Below are 18,414 nucleotides of genomic sequence, written 5' to 3' on the forward strand. Positions count from 1 at the left end.
TCAATACATCAATAAGTTTCTATTTCAAAGAAATATCAACAATCTTAAAATTAATATTGCCTAAATGCACCACGGGTTAATATAAATACCTTTTAAATCTCGTTTTTCTAGAGGTTCTTTATATTTTAAATTATTATAATAATTAATAGCCTTATCAAAATAAAAAAGGGCTGAATCTATATGTTCTTTACCTTTATCTTTTAAATGATAAGTTCCTCGTTTTCTATAATATCGTACCCAACCTTTTAATTTTGGATTACTTTCCAGCATTTTTTTATATGTCGCTATAATTGGTAAAGTTAATCGTGGTGGATCCATATCGAATGCATCTATCTCTTCTTGAGTATATATTCGATTTTGTGATTTACCAATACAAATCCACATAAAAAACAGCAACAGTAAACAGTTTCTCATAAATTATTTTTATACTTATCCTGTAATTAAATCTATTACTAATGCCTCATACACTTTCTTGTTTTATTATTGAAAATGATCCTTCAATACAAAACTATTTGCAATCCTTTTTAAATTCACAATTCCCCTCTATCCATATAGGCGGAATTTACGATTCAGCTCAAAAAGCTATTATCAATTTAGCTAAATCTTCCCCAGATTTGGTTATCATGGATATTGAATTAAATAACGGTACTGCTTTTGATATCTTGGATACACTTGTAGAATATGATTTCGAAATTATATTTATCTCTGGTTATGAAAAGCATGTATCAAAAGCTATGGAATATTACAATCTCAACTTTTTGCATAAACCTATAGATCTTTCTCAGCTTACATTAACAATTCAGCGATATTTAAAGTTGAATGAGCGCATTTTTTCTAAACACAAATATACACTATTAAAAGAGTTTTTGGCTGAGTCTAAAATACTTATTAATACAGGAAATCAACACATTTCTCTAGAAGCTAAAAATATTTTAAAATGTGAAGCGGATAGTAATTACACTTATTTTTTCACTTTAAAAGGCGAGAAATATCTTGCTTCTAAACATTTAAAATATTACGATGAATTATTAAGTCCTAAAGGATTTTTTAGAGCAAATCGTTCTACTCTAATAAACATCAATCACATTCAATCGATCTATAAAAAAGAAACTATTATTTTAAGTAATAAAGACAAAATTTCCGTTTCTGTTAGAAATAAAACTAAGCTAAATGATCTTATCAAAGTATTATCATAAAGCTACGGATCAATCCCAAAAGTTGTGTGAATCCTATTTATTTATGAATGTCGAATACAGAATTAAGAATAACGATTGCAGATTTTGATTCTATGTATATCCCTAAATAGGGTTGACCGCTTTTAAGTTAATACTTGATTGTTAAAAATATAGAAATAGCCATCGACAGACTCAGGTTACAGGTATGATAATCATCCAGCTTACGATCACTGAGTTTACCGAAGTAACACTTCATCTATCAAACCCAAAGATTAATCAACTCAAGAACTATAATACTTTTAAATTTTAGATGAATCTAACCCTTCCCTCGTCACTAATAACTCTTCACTTATAATAAACATAACAATTGCTCTTGATTTGGAATGATCCAAAGTTACGCTTATTTATAAATCAATAACACTTATTATATCGTATTTATACATCATCAAAAAAACACGTTTGATATAAAGAAAATAAAATATTTTCGCTTAAGAATAATTTGAAATATCATTATGAGGCTTGGTATTTCATAATCCAAAGAGCTGTATTAATAGTACAGCATCTTTTTTATTCTAAATTCCTTTTCGTTATAAGATACATTCCTAAATACACCTTTTTAATTATATCACCGCAAATAACACTTATTTAAATTTCATCTACGTTTATCATTTTATTCTTAGCTATAATCAATTAACAATACTATTAAAGCCCTGGTCACAATATATTTGTAATCACAATAGATAGATCAATTAAACGAACAATTATGTTTTGCAACTAAACAAAAAAAGAGCCTTTTTGGGCTCTTTTTTTATACTATTTAAAATCTTCTTAATTAGCCACTTCGCTAATAAATTTAATTCTATAAAGACGTAATTCTTCATCGTCATAATCTCCGTCAAATTCTTCTAATGCTAATTCGATTTTATCACTTTCAGATTCTAAGAAATATTCATGTATTTCTTCTTGTTGATCTTCGTCTAGAATTTCATCTACCCAATAACTGATATTAAGCTTAGTACCACTATAAACAATAGCTTCCATTTCTTTAATAAACTCAGGCATTTCCATTCCTTTTGCAGAAGCGATATCATCTAAAGGAAGTTTGCGGTCAACATTTTGAATAATATACAATTTAAGACCACTATTAGCTCCTGTAGTTTTTACTACAAAATCATCTGGTCTTATAATATCATTTTCTTCAACATAACGACCTATAAGGGCAACAAATTCTTTTCCGTACTTCTTAGCTTTTCCTTCTCCTACTCCATGTACATTACTCATCTCATCAAGACTGATAGGATATTTTAATGCCATATCTTCTAAAGAAGGATCTTGAAATACTACAAAAGGTGGTACACCTAATTTCTTAGCCACCTTCTTTCTTAAATCTTTCAGCATTCCAATCAGTTTCTCATCTGTTCCTCCACCAGATTTGGCTGCTGTAATTATAGTATCATCATGTACTTCATCATATACATGATCTTCTGTCATCATAAAACTCGTAGGATTTTCGATATACGTTTTACCTTCTTCTGTAAGTTTTATAACACCATATGTTTCTATATCTTTTCTTAAATATCCTGCGACCAATACTTGACGTATTAAAGCCATCCAATATTTATCTTCTTTATCTTTTCCTATTCCAAAGAAAGTTTGTTCGTTGGTCTTATGCGATAAGATAAGTGCGTTACTTTTACCTATAATGGTATTTACAACTTCTTTTGATTTATATATCGCACCAGTATTTTGAACCACTTTTAATAAGGTCAATACTTCTTCTTGAGCTTCGTGTTTCTTCTTAGGATTACGAATATTATCATCCATGTCTGCTCCTTCTCCATTCACATCATCAAACTCTTCTCCGAAATAATGCAAGATAAACTTACGTCGAGATATCGAAGTCTCTGCAAAAGCAACTACTTCTTGTAATAACGCATGTCCTATCTCTTGTTCTGCAACAGGCTTACCACTCATGAATTTTTCTAGCTTCTCTATATCTTTATACGAATAGTATGCTAGACAATGTCCTTCTCCTCCATCACGTCCTGCTCTACCAGTTTCCTGATAATAGCTTTCTATACTTTTAGGAATATCATGATGAATTACAAAACGCACATCTGGTTTATCAATTCCCATTCCAAAAGCAATCGTTGCAACTACCACGTCTACGTCTTCCATCAAGAACATATCTTGATGTTTTGCTCGTGTTTTTGCATCTAATCCAGCGTGATATGGTACTGCTTTTACTCCGTTTACCTCAAGAAACTGAGCTAATTCTTCTACACGTTTTCTACTTAAACAATATACGATTCCGCTCTTTCCTGTGTTTTGCTTAACAAAACGAATAATATCAGTATCGACATTCTTAGTCTTAGGGCGGATTTCATAAAATAAATTAGGACGGTTAAACGATGCCTTAAAAGTATTGGCATCATTCATTCCTAAATTTTTAATAATATCTTCTTGTACTTTAGGAGTTGCAGTAGCTGTTAGCCCTATAATTGGGATATTCTCTCCTATACGTTTTATAATATTGCGTAAGTTTCTATACTCAGGTCTAAAATCATGTCCCCATTCACTAATACAGTGTGCTTCATCTATCGCAAAAAACGATATAGTTACTGTACGTAAAAAATCTACATATTCATCTTTTGTAAGGGATTCTGGTGCTACATACAATAGTTTTGTAACCCCATTTGTAATGTCATCCTTTACCTTTTTAATTTCAGACTTATTTAATGAAGAATTCAACACGTGAGCTATTCCTTCTTCAGAGGAAATACTTCGTATAGCGTCTACTTGATTTTTCATTAGTGCTATGAGGGGTGATACTACAATCGCAGTACCCTCGCTCATCAAGGCTGGTAATTGATAACATAATGATTTTCCTCCACCTGTAGGCATAATAACAAAAGTATCTCTGTTATTAAGTATACTGGTGATCACTTTCTCCTGTAGTCCTCTAAACTGACTAAAACCAAAATGCTTCTTTAAAGCACTTTGCAAGTCGATCTCTTTCAAACCCATTAAGTTTAAATTTATATACCAAAAAAATTTTTCTACATCTTAAACTTTTTCCCCAAAATTAAGTTTAGCGCATGTAACCGACGAATATAAAAAATGTTAATAATATTAACAAACTTTTTCTTCTTAAAGCTTTTTAATTCTAGTATTTAAAAATCATTTCGTATTACATACCTTTGTACTTATATTAAAGATATAAAATCTTTATAAAAAAACTTACAAATATTCTAAATTTTGAAGAATCTAGAGTCTATTATTTCTTTTGCAAAAGAGATTGTTGCATCTGAAGCTAGGGCTATTGCTAACCTAGAACAATTTATTGATAATGAATTTGCTGAAATAGTTAATATCATTCATAACTCTAAAGGTAGAGTAGTTATTACTGGTATTGGGAAAAGCGCTATTATCGCTTCCAAAATTGTAGCTACTATGAATTCTACTGGTACTCCTGCTGTTTTTATGCATGCTGCAGACGCCATTCATGGAGACTTAGGTACGATCTTAAAAGATGATGTAGTGATATGTATTTCAAAAAGTGGAAATACTCCAGAGATAAAAGTCTTGGTTCCTCTTATCAAAAATTTCAAAAATACGTTGATAGGACTTACTGCTAATAAGGATTCTTTTCTAGGACAACAAGCAGACTATGTTTTAAATGCTTATGTAGAAAAAGAAGCTTGCCCTAATAATCTAGCTCCTACAACTAGTACTACAGCTCAATTAGTTATAGGTGACGCACTTGCTGTATGTCTATTAGATATGCAAGGTTTTTCTAGTAGAGATTTTGCCAAATATCATCCTGGAGGAGCTTTAGGTAAAAAATTATATTTAAGAGTAAACGATATAACTTCAAAGCATCCTAAACCTCAAGTATCATTATCTGCTACAGTAAGAGAAGTAATCGTAGAAATATCAGAAAAAAGATTAGGTGCTACTGTAGTGATTGATAGTAATAAGGTTGTAGGTATTATTACCGATGGAGATTTAAGAAGAATGCTAGCTAGTACTCCTTCTTTTGATAATTTGACGGCAAAAGATATCATGTCTCCTAATCCTAAAACCATTGCAAACGATGCTATGGCTGTAGATGCACATGAATTACTTGAAGCTAATCAAATTTCGCAACTGATAGCAGAAGATAATGGTACTTATGCTGGTATGCTTCATATTCACGATCTTATGAAAGAAGGTATTCTATAATAATTATGGCTAAACGAAATACAAAAGACCCCCAAGCCATGTCTTTTCTAGATCATCTAGAAGAATTAAGATGGCATCTAATAAGAGCTACACTTGCTGTATTGGTAGCAGGTACGGTAGCTTTTATCGCAAAAGATTTTATTTTTGATGTAATCCTTTTTGGACCTAAAAAAGCTTCTTTTTGGACCTATAAAGTATTGTGTAACATTTCGCAAACCTTTGGTTTGGATCAAACATTATGTACACAAGACCTTCCTTTTAAGGTACAAAGTAGAACTATGGCTGGGCAATTCTCTGCTCACATCTGGACTTCTATCACTGCTGGTTTTATTATTTCATTTCCATATGTGATTTATGAATTCTGGAAATTTATAGCTCCTGCTATGCGTGATAATGAAAAAAGAAATGCCAAAGGCTTTATTTTTATCTCGTCATTATTATTCTTTTTAGGAGTTTTATTTGGGTATTATATCATAACTCCGCTGTCGCTTAATTTCTTAGCAAATTATACAGTAACCAAAGAAATTCATAATGATATAGATATTAGTAGTTATATAGGATTAGTTCGTGCCTCGGTATTGGCTTGTGGAATAATTTTTGAGCTACCTATAATCATGTATTTCTTGACCAAAATAGGTTTAGTTACACCTGAGTTTTTACGTAAGTATCGCAAATATGCTTTAGTCATCGTATTAATTCTTTCGGCTGTAATTACACCACCAGATATTGCTAGTCAAATTGTAGTTGCTATACCAGTACTTATTCTTTACGAAGTAAGTATTATTATATCAAGAATTGTTATAAAGAAACAGAATAGAAAAATTAAACCCGTTGCGTAATGAGTGATATTGTAAATGAGTTTAATGCGTATAGAGAGCGCATGAATGAAAAAATCTTAGGTGATAATAATAAGATTATTAAAAGAATTTTTAATCTAGATACTAATGCCTTTATGGAAGGTGCTCTAGATGTAAAAACTAAAGAGTTACTAGGTTTAGTTGCCTCGGCTGTATTAAGATGCGACGATTGTGTACGCTATCATCTAGAAACTTGCCACAAAGAAGGGCTTACAAAAGAGCAAGTAATGGAATCCTTGAGTATAGCTACACTTGTAGGTGGTACTATTGTTATTCCTCATTTGAGAAGAGCATACGAATTCTGGGAAGCTTTAGAAAATAAAAACTAATCATTTTTGTTTAGTATATTGCGCAAAACTTAAGATCACTATAAAAGACGATAGCTCTATGACTAATCGCTATAGAGCCTTAAAATTATAAGCTACATGAAATTAAAAGCAGACAATTTAATGAAATCATATAAGGGGCGTAAAGTCGTTAAAGGCATCTCTCTTGAGGTAAATCAAGGAGAGATTGTAGGGCTTTTAGGACCTAACGGAGCCGGTAAAACCACTTCTTTTTATATGATTGTAGGTCTAGTTAAACCTAATGGTGGTAGCATTTTTCTTGACAATACAGATATTACTAAATTCCCGATGTATAAACGTGCTCAAAATGGTATTGGATACCTTGCACAAGAAGCCTCTGTTTTTAGAAAATTGAGTATTGAAGAAAATATTTTAAGTGTTCTACAATTAACCAAACTATCAAAAAAAGAGCAACTCCATAAAATGGAAGCTTTGATTGAAGAGTTTAGCTTAGGACATATCCGTAAAAACCGTGGTGATTTATTAAGTGGTGGAGAACGTCGTCGTACAGAGATTGCTCGTGCATTGGCAACAGATCCTAATTTTATTTTATTAGATGAACCTTTTGCTGGAGTAGATCCTGTTGCGGTAGAAGATATCCAACGTATTGTAGCCCAATTGAAAAATAAAAACATCGGTATTCTAATTACTGACCATAATGTTCAAGAAACACTTGCTATTACCGATCGTACTTATCTAATGTTTGAAGGTAGTATTCTTAAAGCTGGTGTTCCAGAAGAATTAGCTGCAGACGAAATGGTACGTAAAGTATATCTAGGACAAAACTTTGAATTAAGAAAAACTAAGATTGATTTTAATCAATCTCCAAAATAAGATATATTAATTTCAAGAAAGAAAGGCTTCCATAATTATACGGAAGCCTTTTTCTTTTATACTATTAATTAAAAAATCATTGCTGTTTTTCTGTAAAAATCATCGATAATATTACATACAAAAAGATGATTATCGGTATTGCTATAAAATGTAATCCCACTAATAATGCTATTGTTAACATAATAAAGGTATATCTTAACTTGTTGCTAGCAAAATCCCAAGTTTTAAATTTTAATGCAAACAAACCTATCTCTGCATTTAGTAGATACGAACATACTAGTGTTAATACAATCAAAAACCACTGATTAAGAATCAACGTCTCTGCCCATGTTACATCTTGATACGTTAATATCAAAGGTAAACTAATAATAAGTAAGGTATTGGCTGGTGTAGGCACTCCTATAAACGATGTTGTTTGCCTAGTATCTATATTAAATTTTGCCAATCGATATGCCGAAGCTAAAATAACAATCAGTCCAATAAACGGTATATATGAACTTATCGTTAAACCAGAAGCTGTATCAATGATATTTTCAAAAACATTTTTAAACCCTAAGGCTTTATGAAATAATTGAAATAGTATCAATCCTGGTACTACTCCACTAGTTACCATATCTGCAAGAGAATCTAATTGTAAACCTAATTCACTCTGCACTTTTAATACCCTTGCTGCAAGTCCATCAAAAAAATCAAAAAAGATACCTATTACCACAAATAAAGCAGCTAGTTCTAATTGATCCATCATTGCAAAAATCACTGCAATACACCCAGCAAAAAGATTGCATAAAGTGATAAGATTAGGAATATGTTTTTTGATATACATGTTAAGTCGTTTTGGGCAAAAATAGCAAACTATTTATACATCTCTATCCTATCTCACAATAAGCTTTTATTTTTAGAGTTTTACTTTTAATACCTATTATTGTAGTATGTTTTGTTAAAAGCAAATAGGTTTTGTATTAAAAAAAAGCGAACTGCTCTCTTTTTTGTTACCTTGCAAAACAAATTGATAATCCTATAAAAGACACTACGTTCTTTTGTATAAAAATATTGATATTGAAAAAGATAATTTTGGCTGTAGTCTTTCTAATTGTTACTGCCTCAGTTTCGGCTCAAGCTGTTAGAAAATATTCAAACGAATTTTTAAATATAGGTGTTGACGCTGCTGCTTTAGGAATGTCTAATGCCGTTGTAGCTAGTACTAAAGATGTAAATGCAGGTTATTGGAATCCAGCGGGATTAACTTTATTAGAAAACAAACAAGTTTCTTTAATGCATGCGCAGTATTTTGCTGGTATTGCAAATTATAACTACGGTGCTTATGCTGCTCCTATTGATGAAAAAAGTGCCTTTGCTATTTATATCATCCGATTTGGAGTTGATGATATCTTAGATACCACACAATTAATTGATGCAAATGGGGATATTGATTACAACCGTATCAACCTCTTCTCTACTGCAGACTGGGCTTTTTCTTTTTCTTATGCTAGAGAAACTGCTATCGAAGGATTGCGTTATGGTGCTACTGCAAAAGTTGTTCGTCGTATTATTGGAGATTTTGCATCTTCATGGGGATTTGGTTTTGATTTAGGTGTACAATACGATCGCAATAACTGGCATTTTGGAGTACTTGCAAGAGATATTACAACTACTTTTAATGCTTGGACTATTGAAGATGATGCAGTAGAACGTATACAACAAGCAACTCCTATAGATGGACGTAATCAAGAATTGCCAGAGACGACTGAGATCACCTTGCCTAAATTACAATTAGGAATCTCTAGAGATTTTGACTTAGGAAAGAATTTTTTACTGAATACAGAAGTGGATATGAATATTCGTTTTGCAGAAACAAACGACATTATCTCCTCTTCTTCTATAAGTGCTACACCTGCTTTTGGATTTGAATTAGGTTATGATAATCTTGTATTTTTAAGAGGTGGTGTAGGTAATTTTCAAGATATCGAGCAACCTAACGGCTCTTCAGATTTAGGTTTTCAGCCTAATTTTGGTGTAGGTTTTCAGTACAAAGGAATTCATATTGATTATGCCTTGACTGATATTGGAGATCAAAGTGCCGCTATTTATTCTAATGTATTTTCATTGAAAATAGATTGGAGTGTTTTTAAATAATATATTCAGATACAAAATTGTAATCGAGTGAAAAAACTATTATTTGCTGCTCTTACCGGAATCTTATTATCCATAGCTTGGCCTACTTATGGATTCCCTTTATTTTTATTTTTTGCCTTTGTTCCGTTATTATTAACAGAATATCATATGCGCCATAAACCTAAAAGTAAAAGGCGTTTTTTTGGTTTAGCATATCTGGCATTTTTTATTTGGAACATTATCACTACTTGGTGGATTTATAATTCTTCGGGCTTCGGGATGTGGTTTGCTGTATGTGTAAACTCATTATTGATGACCTTAGTGTTTTTTATCTATCATATACTTGCCAAAAGACTAACTTTTGGGTTAAGCATGCTATTCTTAGTAACATTTTGGATTAGTTTTGAATACTTACACCTTAACTGGGATTTCTCTTTTCCGTGGTTAAATCTAGGTAATGGTTTTGCTACTTTCACTTCGTGGATTCAATGGTATGAATACACAGGAACTTTTGGTGGTACACTATGGGTATGGTTAGTTAATATTCTTATTTTTAAAGCCATTCTTTTATATCAAGAACATAAAGATAAAGTTATATTATATCGAGCTGGAGTTAAAAGTTTACTGCTTATAAGTATCCCGATTATTATTTCTATTATTATTCTTAATACTTATACACAACCTGAAAAAACAGTAGCTGTAGCTATTTTACAACCTAATATTGACCCTTATACAGAGAAATACAATACCAATGATAAAGCGATTAGCAAACTATTAGATTCCTTAATCTTATCTAAGATAACTGCCAATACTGATTTTATTATTGCACCAGAAACTGTATTTGCCGATAATACACCCTTAAAACGTTTTCCTGTTTCTATTGCAAATCGTACTGCAAGAAACATTATACAACAGTATCCTAAAGTTCATTTTTTAAGCGGTATCTCTATGTATGATCGATTTAGTGATCCGTCTAGAGTACATAAGCAAACAAATTATATACGTCCAAATGATTTTTATGATGATTACAACTCTGCTTTCTTTGTAAGACCTAATAATTCTACAGAATTATATCACAAAACCAAGCTTGTTGTAGGTGTAGAAAATTTTCCTTATCAAAATGTACTAAAACCTATTCTAGGTGATGTTATGCTTGATTTAGGTGGTACAGTTGCCAAAAAAACAACTCAAGAAGATCGCGAAGTTTTCTTTACCAAAGATAGTATTGGTGTAGCTCCTATCATTTGTTATGAAAGTATTTATGGTGAATTTGTCACTGGATATACTCGAAATAAAGCAGATTTTTTTGCTATTATCACTAATGATGCATGGTGGGGTAATACTGAAGGACATCGTCAACATTTAAATTATGCTCGTTTAAGAGCTATTGAGAATCGTAAGAGCATTGCTAGAAGTGCCAATACGGGAATTTCTGCCATTATAGATCCTACTGGAAAAATCCTTGACACGCTTCCATATGAGAGTCGTGGAGTACTTTCTGGTAAAATCGCTTTGGATACTCAGGTTACTTTTTATGCCATGTCAGGAAATTATATCGCGAGAATATCTTCTTTTCTAGCAGTACTTACCTTACTTTTTGCTATTGGTAAGCGTAGAAAAAAAGTATAAATACCATATTCTAAATTTTATTGTCGTTATTTTTGCCAAAGTGCTGGTGAATTCGATTAACAGTCATAAATCATATATTAATTAAAAGTAGTCGCTCTATACACGTGAATTTTGCATCTATAGAAAATATTGGAAAATCCTTTGGAGAACGTGTTTTATTTAAAAACATCTCTTTTGGAATTAATGAAGGTCAAAAAATAGGTTTTGTTGCCAAAAATGGAACTGGAAAAACTTCTATGCTTAATATCATTGCTGGAGGAGAACTTCCTGATGAAGGGCAAGTTATTTACAGAAAGAACCTCAAAGTATCTTTTTTACCTCAAGAGCCTAATCTCGATCCAGAATTAACAGTAGAGCAAACTATTTTTGCATCTGATAATGAGATTTTAAAAATAATTAATAATTATGAGCACGCGCTTCAAAACCCTGATGATACAGAAGCTTATCAAAAAGCTTTTGAACAAATGGATGTTCATCAAGCTTGGGATTTTGAAACACAATACAAACAAATTCTTTTCAAATTAAAATTAGATATTCTCGACAGAAAGGTAGGAATGCTTTCTGGAGGCCAAAAAAAGCGATTAGCACTTGCTAATATTTTATTAAGTAAACCTGATTTACTTTTTCTAGATGAGCCTACCAACCATTTAGATCTTGAAATGATCGAATGGTTAGAAGCATATTTTGCAAAAGAGAGTTTGACACTTTTTATGGTTACCCATGATCGCTATTTCTTAGAAAATGTTTGTAATGAAATTATCGAACTAGATCATGGACAACTCTATAGCTACAAAGGTAATTATGCATATTACCTCGATCAAAAAGAAGCTAGAATTACAAACGAACAAATTGCTACCGATAAAGCAAAACAACTTTATAAAAAAGAATTGGACTGGATGCGTAGGCAACCTAAAGCACGTACTACTAAATCCAAATCAAGAATTGACGATTTTTTTGAAATTAAATCTAGAGCACATAAACGCAGACAAGATCATCAAGTGCAACTTGAGATTAATATGGAACGTTTGGGTAGTAAGATATTAGAGTTACATAATGTATCCAAGAGTTTTGATAATCTAGTTATGCTTGACAAGTTTGAGTATGTATTTAAAAAAGGAGAACGCATCGGTATAATTGGTAAAAACGGTACCGGAAAATCTACTTTCTTAAATATGTTAACCAACGGCATTCAACCTGATCAAGGTAAAATTGTTGTTGGTGAAACTGTTAAGTTTGGGTATTACACTCAAAAAGGTATTGAGATCAAGCCTCAACAAAAGGTTATTGAAGTTATACGCGAATTTGGAGATTATATTCCTTTAAAAAAGGGAAGACAAATCTCTGCTCAACAATTATTAGAACGCTTTTTATTTGACCGTAAAAAACAATATGACTTTGTAGAAAAATTAAGTGGAGGTGAACGTAAACGATTGTATTTATGTACTGTTTTAATTCAGAATCCTAATTTCTTAATTCTCGATGAGCCTACAAACGATTTGGATATCGTAACGCTTAATGTTTTAGAAAACTTCTTATTAGATTTCCCTGGATGTCTACTGGTAGTATCTCATGACCGTTATTTTATGGATAAAATTGTAGATCACCTTTTTGTCTTTAAAGGACAAGGAATTATAGACGATTTCCCTGGTAATTATACTGATTATCGTATTTATGAAAGTAGTAAAGAACCCGAAAAAACTACTACTGAAGTTACTCCCAAAGAAAAGAAAAACTGGAAAAAAGAAAGTAAACCTACTTTATCATACAACGAACAAAAGGAGTACAATAAAATTGAGCGTGATTTAAAAAAATTAGAACGTGATAAAAAAGAAATTGAAGCTCTTTTTGTTGATGGTAATTTAGACAATGACGCGATAAACGAAAACTCTCAAAAGCTTCAAAAAATTATAGCTTCTATAGAAGAAAAAGAAATGAGATGGTTTGAACTCTCTGAAAAACTAGAGGAATAATTTTTTATTCTTCTATAAAATAAAATACAAAACCTCAAGAGTTATTAGAATCTTGAGGTTTTGTAGTCTTAACTTTAAATTTTAATTACGAGAATAATTTTGCAAAAAGACCTCTTGGTTTTTCATCCTTTTCCTCTATTGCTGGAACTGTTTCTTTCATAAAACAAATATCCTCTATATATTCATCATAAGTCATACCTTGTTCTTCTAGAAAACCGATTAAATATCGTTCTGATACTTCAACACTTTGTGCTTGTTCTATAGCTAATAATTTTTTATATAAATCTTTTATTGATGCTATAGTCATTCTAGGAGGTGTTCGTCTTCTAGCTACAATTGAAGCTACTTCATTCATATCATTGAGTTTTACTTCAAAATCAGTGATCACCCAATAATAACGTCCGTCTTTTGCTAAATTCTTAATAATGGCATGCATATTCTTTTTCTCTTGTAATCTCCTCCATAACCATTTAAAAATTACTTTGGGCATATCTGGATGTCTTATCACATTATGAGGTTGCCCTATCAACTCTTGTTCTTCATATCCACTAATTGTCATAAAATAATCATTTGCATATTCTATCACTCCTCGTGGATTAGTTTTACTCATAAGTGCTCTTTCCGGGTCGAGAATAATCTCCTCATTCACCGCTATAGGTCGTTTAAATGTTGCCATGTTTTGCTTGCTTTTTTACGATTAGTATTATAAATCTAACCATAAAAAATGACAAAAATCAGCTTTATAGTATCAAAAAAATGCAAAAATATGACAAAAGTCAGTTTATTATTTTTAAACAATATTCTTGCTATGGTTATCCCCTATTCTCTCTTGGTATATTTTTTCGTTTATCTAAAAAAAGCGTGTTTTATCATAAAAACACGCTTAAATTATCTTTATAACAAAAAGTTTCTATCCGAATAATCTTACAAAAAAACCTCTTTTTTTATGTACCTGTTCTTCATCTCCATCCTCTTTTTCTTTATTCATAAAACAAATATCTTCGATATATTCGTCATAAGTCATTCCTTGCTCTTCTAGAAAACCGATCAAGTATTTTTCTGACACATCTACGCCTTGGGCTTCTTCAATCGCTAATAGTTTTTGATATAGATCTTTAATAATTGCTATGGTAGTTCTAGGCGGTGCTTTTCGTCTAGCAAAAAAAGAAACTGCATTTCCCTTTTCATCCAATTTTACTTCAAAATCTGTAATCACCCAATAATATCTCCCATCTTTGGCAAGGTTTTTTACTATAGCATGAATATTCTTTTTCTCTTGTAATCTCCTCCATAACCATTTAAAAATTACTTTAGGCATATCTGGATGTCTTATCACATTATGAGGTTGCCCTATCAACTCTTGCTCTTCATACCGGCAAATACGCATAAAATAGTCATTTGCATATTCAATAATTCCTCTAGGATTGGTTTTACTCATAATAGTCTTCTGGGGATCAAGAAGAATCTCTTCGTCTACGGGGGTAGGTTTTCTAAAAACTGCCATTTTTTTGTTCTGTTTTGTATTTATTATTAAAAATACTCCTCCTTTGGTCTAGAAAAAATGACATATATCAGTTATTTGCATTAAATACTTGTTAAAAATGATTGTTATCATTTAAAAACGGTGTTTTTTGTGGCTTAACCATAATTTTAAATACTCTTATTTTTGACTTTATTCTAAAAAAATATTTTTATTGAAATTCTTTGTAACAACTTCACCTACTTAACGTCATATACATGATTCTATTTATAGAATTATTATCTAATTTTAGTTATTGATCTTCTATTATGTTTTTAAGATTAATACTATTATATTTTCAAAACACAATTAAGCTGTTATTCTATGGATAATGTAATCGAAATTCGAGGTATTATAAGAGATTTTAAATTAGGTCAAGAAACTGTTCATGTATTAAAAGGTATAGATCTTGAGATCGAAAGAGGTGAATACGTTGCCATAATGGGACCATCTGGATCTGGTAAATCTACTTTAATGAATCTTTTAGGGTGTCTTGATACTCCTACTGGTGGTAGTTATATTCTTAATGGATCAGATGTAAGTACGATGACAGATGATGAACTTGCCGAAATCAGAAACAAAGAAATTGGCTTTGTATTTCAAACCTTTAATTTACTTCCTAGAACTACAGCACTAGATAATGTTGCTTTGCCTATGATTTATGCAGGTACATCAAAAGCAAATCGCAATAAACGTGCTGCCGAAGTACTTACCGATGTAGGTCTTGCAGATCGTATGGATCATAAACCTAATCAATTGTCTGGAGGGCAACGTCAACGTGTAGCGGTAGGACGAGCTTTGGTTAATAAACCATCTATCATTCTTGCCGATGAGCCTACAGGAAACTTAGATTCTAAGACTTCTGTAGAAATTATGAGTCTCTTTGATGATATTCACGCTTCTGGTAACACAGTAATTTTGGTTACACATGAAGAAGATATTGCAGCGCATGCTCATCGTATTATTAGATTACGTGATGGAATTATCGAAAGTGATATTAAACGATAAAAACAACTTCCTTTAAAATAAAAAAACGCCTTATCATTTAGAGTGATAAGGCGTTTTTGATTGTATCATTGTTGTATTAACAAGAAGTTAACTGACAGTTATTAAAACATATTGCTAACTCTGCTCTATCTGCCGAAGTACGTACACAATCGTCAAAACAAGCTGCACAAGTTTCAAAATCTACTCCTCCTTGAATTTCTTGTTGTTCTTTTTTAGTTAATTTGCTTCCTAAATTTTGAATTGATTCTAACATGATTTTATTTTTAAAAATTAGTAATAATAAGCCTATTAGTAATTACTAGAATTCGCAAACTTCTATAAAGCATCGCTCAACACATCGTCTATATTCTACACTATGTTGTGGATCATTATATCTACATTGCCTAGTACATTCTATACAAGAGTCATCTATAGTATTTCCTCCTTGAATTTTTTGTTGCTCGCTTTTTGTTAATAGGTTACCTAAATTTTGAATTGATTTTAGCATGATTGTTTCTTTAAATTATTTAAAAATGATTTGCGTTATATATTAAAAATGACAAAATTCCAGTTGACAAGCGTCAAAACATAATGCTAATTCTTCTCTTTGAAGTGATAATTGTCTGCATTCTCTAAAACACGCTAGACATTCTTCTATACCACCTCCTTGAACTTCTTGTTGTTCCTTTTTAGTAAGCACCTTTCCTAAATTCTGGATTGATTTTAACATGATTGTATTTTTAAAAATTGATAATTATTAATATTACAATTTTTATCCCATTTATAATTATGGTTAATACATCATAAATTTACTGCTATAACTTATTAAGAATAGCTTCTTTACTATAATACTTTATATATTGAGATCTAGTATATATTACTATCAATATCAAGACACTTATTTCTGTAATTGGTCTCACCCACCATATACCATTAAGCCCCCAGTTATTTATTGCTGGAAGGATATTTATATAAAGAATAACAAATCCTAATCCTTTCATGATATTAAAAAATGTAGCCAGTTTTGATTTCCCAATACTCTGTAAATACATAACCAAAACATAATTAGGTCCTGCAACAAAGAACAATGCAAAGTAAATCATCAATGAGGTTCTAGCTAATTCATTAAATGTTATTGTTTTATCATTTGAGAAAATACGTATTAAAATATCTGGAAAGAAATAACCTATCCCAAAAACTATTGCACCTAATACAATAGTAAATTGTAATGTATATTTTAATATCGCTAATACGCGCTCTGGTTGTTTTGCCCCTATGTTAAAAGAGATTATAGGTTGCATGGCAAGCATAGCCGCAGTAAACAGTCGTAAAAAACTAAAACTAATATAATTAATCAATCCAAAAGCTGCCACAGCTAAAGCTCCGTAATCTAATAAATACTTATTAATAACTAAAAAGCCTAATGCGAAGCATAATTCTGATATACATGAAGGGAATCCATAAGCTAGTAACTCCTTCCATTCTTCATATTGAACTCTAAATTTGAAATTCTTCACAGAAAAACTACTCTTTCCACTATAGATATAAACAAACACATATAATACCGCCGAAAAAATTGCTATAGCTGTTGCTATAGAAGCTCCTGCCATGCCAAAAGGAAATACAATTACCAACAATATATCTAAAATGATATTTACTCCAGCTGCTAGAATAGAAGCATTACGAGCTATTTTAGGTGCATTATCATTATTGAGCAATCCTCCCCATACAATACGTACTAGAAAAAATGGTAATCCTATAAAACTCCAAAACATATAGACTTCGGTATTTTCATATAAGGCCATATTTTCATTTCCTGCTAGCATCATTGCTATTTCTTCTGTAAAAAATATAGCTATACTAGATACCACTATACCTATTAAAATGGCAATTGTTGTAGTAAACTCAAAAACATGTTGAACTTTACTGTAATCTTTTGCTCCTATATTTTTTGAAACCATAATCCCTCCACCTATCATAACTGCAAGACAAAATGCTATAAAAACAATCAACACTGGTGCATAAATACCTATCGCTGCTATGCCTTCTTTTCCTACTTTTTGTCCCAAAATAATACCATCGACAATTTGATGTATAGTTATGGACAATAAACTCATTAAAATAGGTTTATAATACGCAAAGAATAAAGACTTAACATCTTCTTTTCCTAGATCCTTAGAAGTTTCCATAAAATACTATATTTTGAGTTGTTTATTTTATAATCAAATCCATTATTCTCATCAATGTATAAACATTAAATTTTAAGAATAACTCAAGGTACCATCTTTGATTCCCATCACATGTTAAAAGATTATAATTCTGAAACAACTTTCTATTCTTTGCTAGAAGAGGTTATATAAAGAATATATATCAGGTAGTTTTTGTAAAATAAAAAAAGCCTCAATTTACATTGAGACTTTTCTTGAGCCGATAGAGGGACTCGAACCCACGACCTGCTGATTACAAATCAGCTGCTCTAGCCAGCTGAGCTATATCGGCATTGCGGCTGCAAATATAATATCATTTTTTATATCTGCAAAATGCTTTTACAAAATTTCAAAAAAAAATCTCAACTTATCTTGAGATTTTGCTGAGCCGATAGAGGGACTCGAACCCACGACCTGCTGATTACAAATCAGCTGCTCTAGCCAGCTGAGCTATATCGGCATTGCGGTTGCAAATATAATATCATTTTTTATATCTGCAAAATGCTTTTACAAAATTTCAAAAAAAAATCTCAACTTATCTTGAGATTTTGCT

The 18,414-nt window shown here is 31.3% G+C and carries 18 protein-coding genes and 2 tRNA genes; 9 read left to right on the plus strand and 11 right to left on the minus strand.

What is annotated here, in order from left to right; genetic code table 11:
• Positions 1 to 60: 60 nt before the first annotated feature.
• Positions 61 to 414 carry a hypothetical protein gene (locus tag ACYEKI_RS19110; protein WP_459212818.1) on the minus strand — a complete coding sequence of 118 codons (354 nt, stop codon included), beginning with the start codon at positions 412 to 414 and terminating at the stop codon, positions 61 to 63.
• A 41-nt stretch (positions 415 to 455) separates the two neighbouring features.
• Here ACYEKI_RS19110 and ACYEKI_RS19115 point away from each other — a divergent pair, with 41 nt between their 5' ends.
• Positions 456 to 1,196, plus strand: a complete 741-nt coding sequence (locus ACYEKI_RS19115; RefSeq protein WP_459212819.1) for a LytR/AlgR family response regulator transcription factor — start codon at positions 456 to 458, stop codon at positions 1,194 to 1,196.
• Positions 1,197 to 2,003: 807 nt separating this feature from the next.
• On the opposite strand, the gene recQ is transcribed toward ACYEKI_RS19115, so the two are convergent.
• Positions 2,004 to 4,202 (minus strand): DNA helicase RecQ, encoded by a 2,199-nt coding sequence (gene recQ / locus ACYEKI_RS19120; RefSeq protein WP_459212820.1) that lies wholly within the window; start codon positions 4,200 to 4,202, stop codon positions 2,004 to 2,006.
• A gap of 231 nt (positions 4,203 to 4,433) precedes the next feature.
• On the opposite strand from recQ, the gene ACYEKI_RS19125 reads away from it, so the two are divergent.
• From ACYEKI_RS19125 to lptB, 4 genes are all read left to right on the plus strand, one after another.
• The gene (locus ACYEKI_RS19125) at positions 4,434 to 5,399 is read left to right on the plus strand and encodes a KpsF/GutQ family sugar-phosphate isomerase (protein ID WP_459212821.1); all 966 of its coding nucleotides are present in this window, start codon (positions 4,434 to 4,436) and stop codon (positions 5,397 to 5,399) included.
• A gap of 5 nt (positions 5,400 to 5,404) precedes the next feature.
• Entirely contained in the window at positions 5,405 to 6,238 is an 834-nt protein-coding gene (gene tatC / locus ACYEKI_RS19130; RefSeq protein WP_459212822.1) for a twin-arginine translocase subunit TatC, read from the plus strand.
• Positions 6,238 to 6,585 carry a carboxymuconolactone decarboxylase family protein gene (locus ACYEKI_RS19135; RefSeq protein WP_459212823.1) on the plus strand — a complete coding sequence of 116 codons (348 nt, stop codon included), beginning with the start codon at positions 6,238 to 6,240 and terminating at the stop codon, positions 6,583 to 6,585. The genes tatC and ACYEKI_RS19135 overlap by 1 nt, the downstream gene beginning before the upstream one ends.
• 96 nt (positions 6,586 to 6,681) lie before the next feature.
• Positions 6,682 to 7,437, plus strand: coding sequence for an LPS export ABC transporter ATP-binding protein (gene lptB, locus ACYEKI_RS19140; protein WP_459212824.1), 756 nt, complete (start codon positions 6,682 to 6,684; stop codon positions 7,435 to 7,437).
• Positions 7,438 to 7,513: 76 nt separating this feature from the next.
• Here the strand turns inward: lptB and ACYEKI_RS19145 are convergent, their stop codons facing one another.
• Entirely contained in the window at positions 7,514 to 8,254 is a 741-nt protein-coding gene (locus ACYEKI_RS19145) for a CDP-alcohol phosphatidyltransferase family protein (protein WP_459212866.1), read from the minus strand.
• 239 nt (positions 8,255 to 8,493) lie between these two features.
• Here ACYEKI_RS19145 and ACYEKI_RS19150 point away from each other — a divergent pair, with 239 nt between their 5' ends.
• The 3 genes from ACYEKI_RS19150 to ACYEKI_RS19160 all read left to right on the plus strand — a co-directional run bounded on the left by ACYEKI_RS19150 (position 8,494) and on the right by ACYEKI_RS19160 (position 13,148).
• Positions 8,494 to 9,570, plus strand: coding sequence for a putative type IX sorting system protein PorV2 (locus ACYEKI_RS19150; RefSeq protein ID WP_459212825.1), 1,077 nt, complete (start codon positions 8,494 to 8,496; stop codon positions 9,568 to 9,570).
• A 27-nt stretch (positions 9,571 to 9,597) separates the two neighbouring features.
• Entirely contained in the window at positions 9,598 to 11,178 is a 1,581-nt protein-coding gene (gene lnt / locus ACYEKI_RS19155) for an apolipoprotein N-acyltransferase (protein ID WP_459212826.1), read from the plus strand.
• 104 nt (positions 11,179 to 11,282) lie between these two features.
• Complete coding sequence (locus ACYEKI_RS19160; protein WP_459212827.1) at positions 11,283 to 13,148, plus strand: ABC-F family ATP-binding cassette domain-containing protein; 1,866 nt, start codon at positions 11,283 to 11,285, stop codon at positions 13,146 to 13,148.
• 85 nt (positions 13,149 to 13,233) lie between these two features.
• Here ACYEKI_RS19160 and ACYEKI_RS19165 read toward each other — a convergent pair whose 3' ends face one another.
• Positions 13,234 to 13,824 carry a PAS domain-containing protein gene (locus ACYEKI_RS19165; protein ID WP_459212828.1) on the minus strand — a complete coding sequence of 197 codons (591 nt, stop codon included), beginning with the start codon at positions 13,822 to 13,824 and terminating at the stop codon, positions 13,234 to 13,236.
• A 234-nt stretch (positions 13,825 to 14,058) separates the two neighbouring features.
• Positions 14,059 to 14,652 (minus strand): PAS domain-containing protein, encoded by a 594-nt coding sequence (locus tag ACYEKI_RS19170; RefSeq protein WP_459212829.1) that lies wholly within the window; start codon positions 14,650 to 14,652, stop codon positions 14,059 to 14,061.
• Positions 14,653 to 14,991: 339 nt separating this feature from the next.
• On the opposite strand from ACYEKI_RS19170, the gene ACYEKI_RS19175 reads away from it, so the two are divergent.
• Positions 14,992 to 15,675 (plus strand): ABC transporter ATP-binding protein, encoded by a 684-nt coding sequence (locus ACYEKI_RS19175; RefSeq protein WP_459212830.1) that lies wholly within the window; start codon positions 14,992 to 14,994, stop codon positions 15,673 to 15,675.
• 76 nt (positions 15,676 to 15,751) lie between these two features.
• Here the strand turns inward: ACYEKI_RS19175 and ACYEKI_RS19180 are convergent, their stop codons facing one another.
• From ACYEKI_RS19180 to ACYEKI_RS19205, 6 genes are all read right to left on the minus strand, one after another.
• Entirely contained in the window at positions 15,752 to 15,928 is a 177-nt protein-coding gene (locus ACYEKI_RS19180) for a hypothetical protein (RefSeq protein ID WP_459212831.1), read from the minus strand.
• 45 nt (positions 15,929 to 15,973) lie between these two features.
• The gene (locus ACYEKI_RS19185) at positions 15,974 to 16,162 is read right to left on the minus strand and encodes a hypothetical protein (RefSeq protein ID WP_459212832.1); all 189 of its coding nucleotides are present in this window, start codon (positions 16,160 to 16,162) and stop codon (positions 15,974 to 15,976) included.
• Positions 16,163 to 16,204: 42 nt separating this feature from the next.
• On the minus strand, positions 16,205 to 16,384 hold the full coding sequence (locus tag ACYEKI_RS19190; RefSeq protein ID WP_459212833.1) for a hypothetical protein: 180 nt from the start codon (positions 16,382 to 16,384) through the stop codon (positions 16,205 to 16,207).
• Between the two features lie 85 nt (positions 16,385 to 16,469).
• A complete protein-coding gene (locus tag ACYEKI_RS19195) occupies positions 16,470 to 17,843 on the minus strand; it encodes an MATE family efflux transporter (protein ID WP_459212834.1) in 1,374 nt (457 codons plus the stop codon).
• Positions 17,844 to 18,079: 236 nt separating this feature from the next.
• A tRNA-Thr gene (locus tag ACYEKI_RS19200) sits at positions 18,080 to 18,153 on the minus strand.
• A gap of 94 nt (positions 18,154 to 18,247) precedes the next feature.
• Positions 18,248 to 18,321 (minus strand) — tRNA-Thr (locus tag ACYEKI_RS19205).
• Positions 18,322 to 18,414: the final 93 nt, after the last annotated feature.

The organism is Aquimarina rhabdastrellae (assembly GCA_947387485.1).
In the GTDB taxonomy this organism is placed as follows: Bacteria; Bacteroidota; Bacteroidia; order Flavobacteriales; family Flavobacteriaceae; genus Aquimarina.

Excerpts from the sequence above, each read along its gene's own strand:
- ACYEKI_RS19110 (WP_459212818.1), bottom strand. The coding sequence starts at position 414 with ATGAGAAACTGTTTACTGTTGCTGTTTTTTATGTGGATTTGTATTGGT.
- ACYEKI_RS19115 (WP_459212819.1), top strand. The coding sequence starts at position 456 with ATGCCTCATACACTTTCTTGTTTTATTATTGAAAATGATCCTTCAATA.
- recQ (WP_459212820.1), bottom strand. The coding sequence starts at position 4,202 with ATGGGTTTGAAAGAGATCGACTTGCAAAGTGCTTTAAAGAAGCATTTT.
- tatC (WP_459212822.1), top strand. The coding sequence starts at position 5,405 with ATGGCTAAACGAAATACAAAAGACCCCCAAGCCATGTCTTTTCTAGAT.
- ACYEKI_RS19135 (WP_459212823.1), top strand. The coding sequence starts at position 6,238 with ATGAGTGATATTGTAAATGAGTTTAATGCGTATAGAGAGCGCATGAAT.
- lptB (WP_459212824.1), top strand. The coding sequence starts at position 6,682 with ATGAAATTAAAAGCAGACAATTTAATGAAATCATATAAGGGGCGTAAA.
- ACYEKI_RS19165 (WP_459212828.1), bottom strand. The coding sequence starts at position 13,824 with ATGGCAACATTTAAACGACCTATAGCGGTGAATGAGGAGATTATTCTC.
- ACYEKI_RS19170 (WP_459212829.1), bottom strand. The coding sequence starts at position 14,652 with ATGGCAGTTTTTAGAAAACCTACCCCCGTAGACGAAGAGATTCTTCTT.
- ACYEKI_RS19175 (WP_459212830.1), top strand. The coding sequence starts at position 14,992 with ATGGATAATGTAATCGAAATTCGAGGTATTATAAGAGATTTTAAATTA.
- ACYEKI_RS19180 (WP_459212831.1), bottom strand. The coding sequence starts at position 15,928 with ATGTTAGAATCAATTCAAAATTTAGGAAGCAAATTAACTAAAAAAGAA.
- ACYEKI_RS19185 (WP_459212832.1), bottom strand. The coding sequence starts at position 16,162 with ATGCTAAAATCAATTCAAAATTTAGGTAACCTATTAACAAAAAGCGAG.
- ACYEKI_RS19190 (WP_459212833.1), bottom strand. The coding sequence starts at position 16,384 with ATGTTAAAATCAATCCAGAATTTAGGAAAGGTGCTTACTAAAAAGGAA.
- ACYEKI_RS19195 (WP_459212834.1), bottom strand. The coding sequence starts at position 17,843 with ATGGAAACTTCTAAGGATCTAGGAAAAGAAGATGTTAAGTCTTTATTC.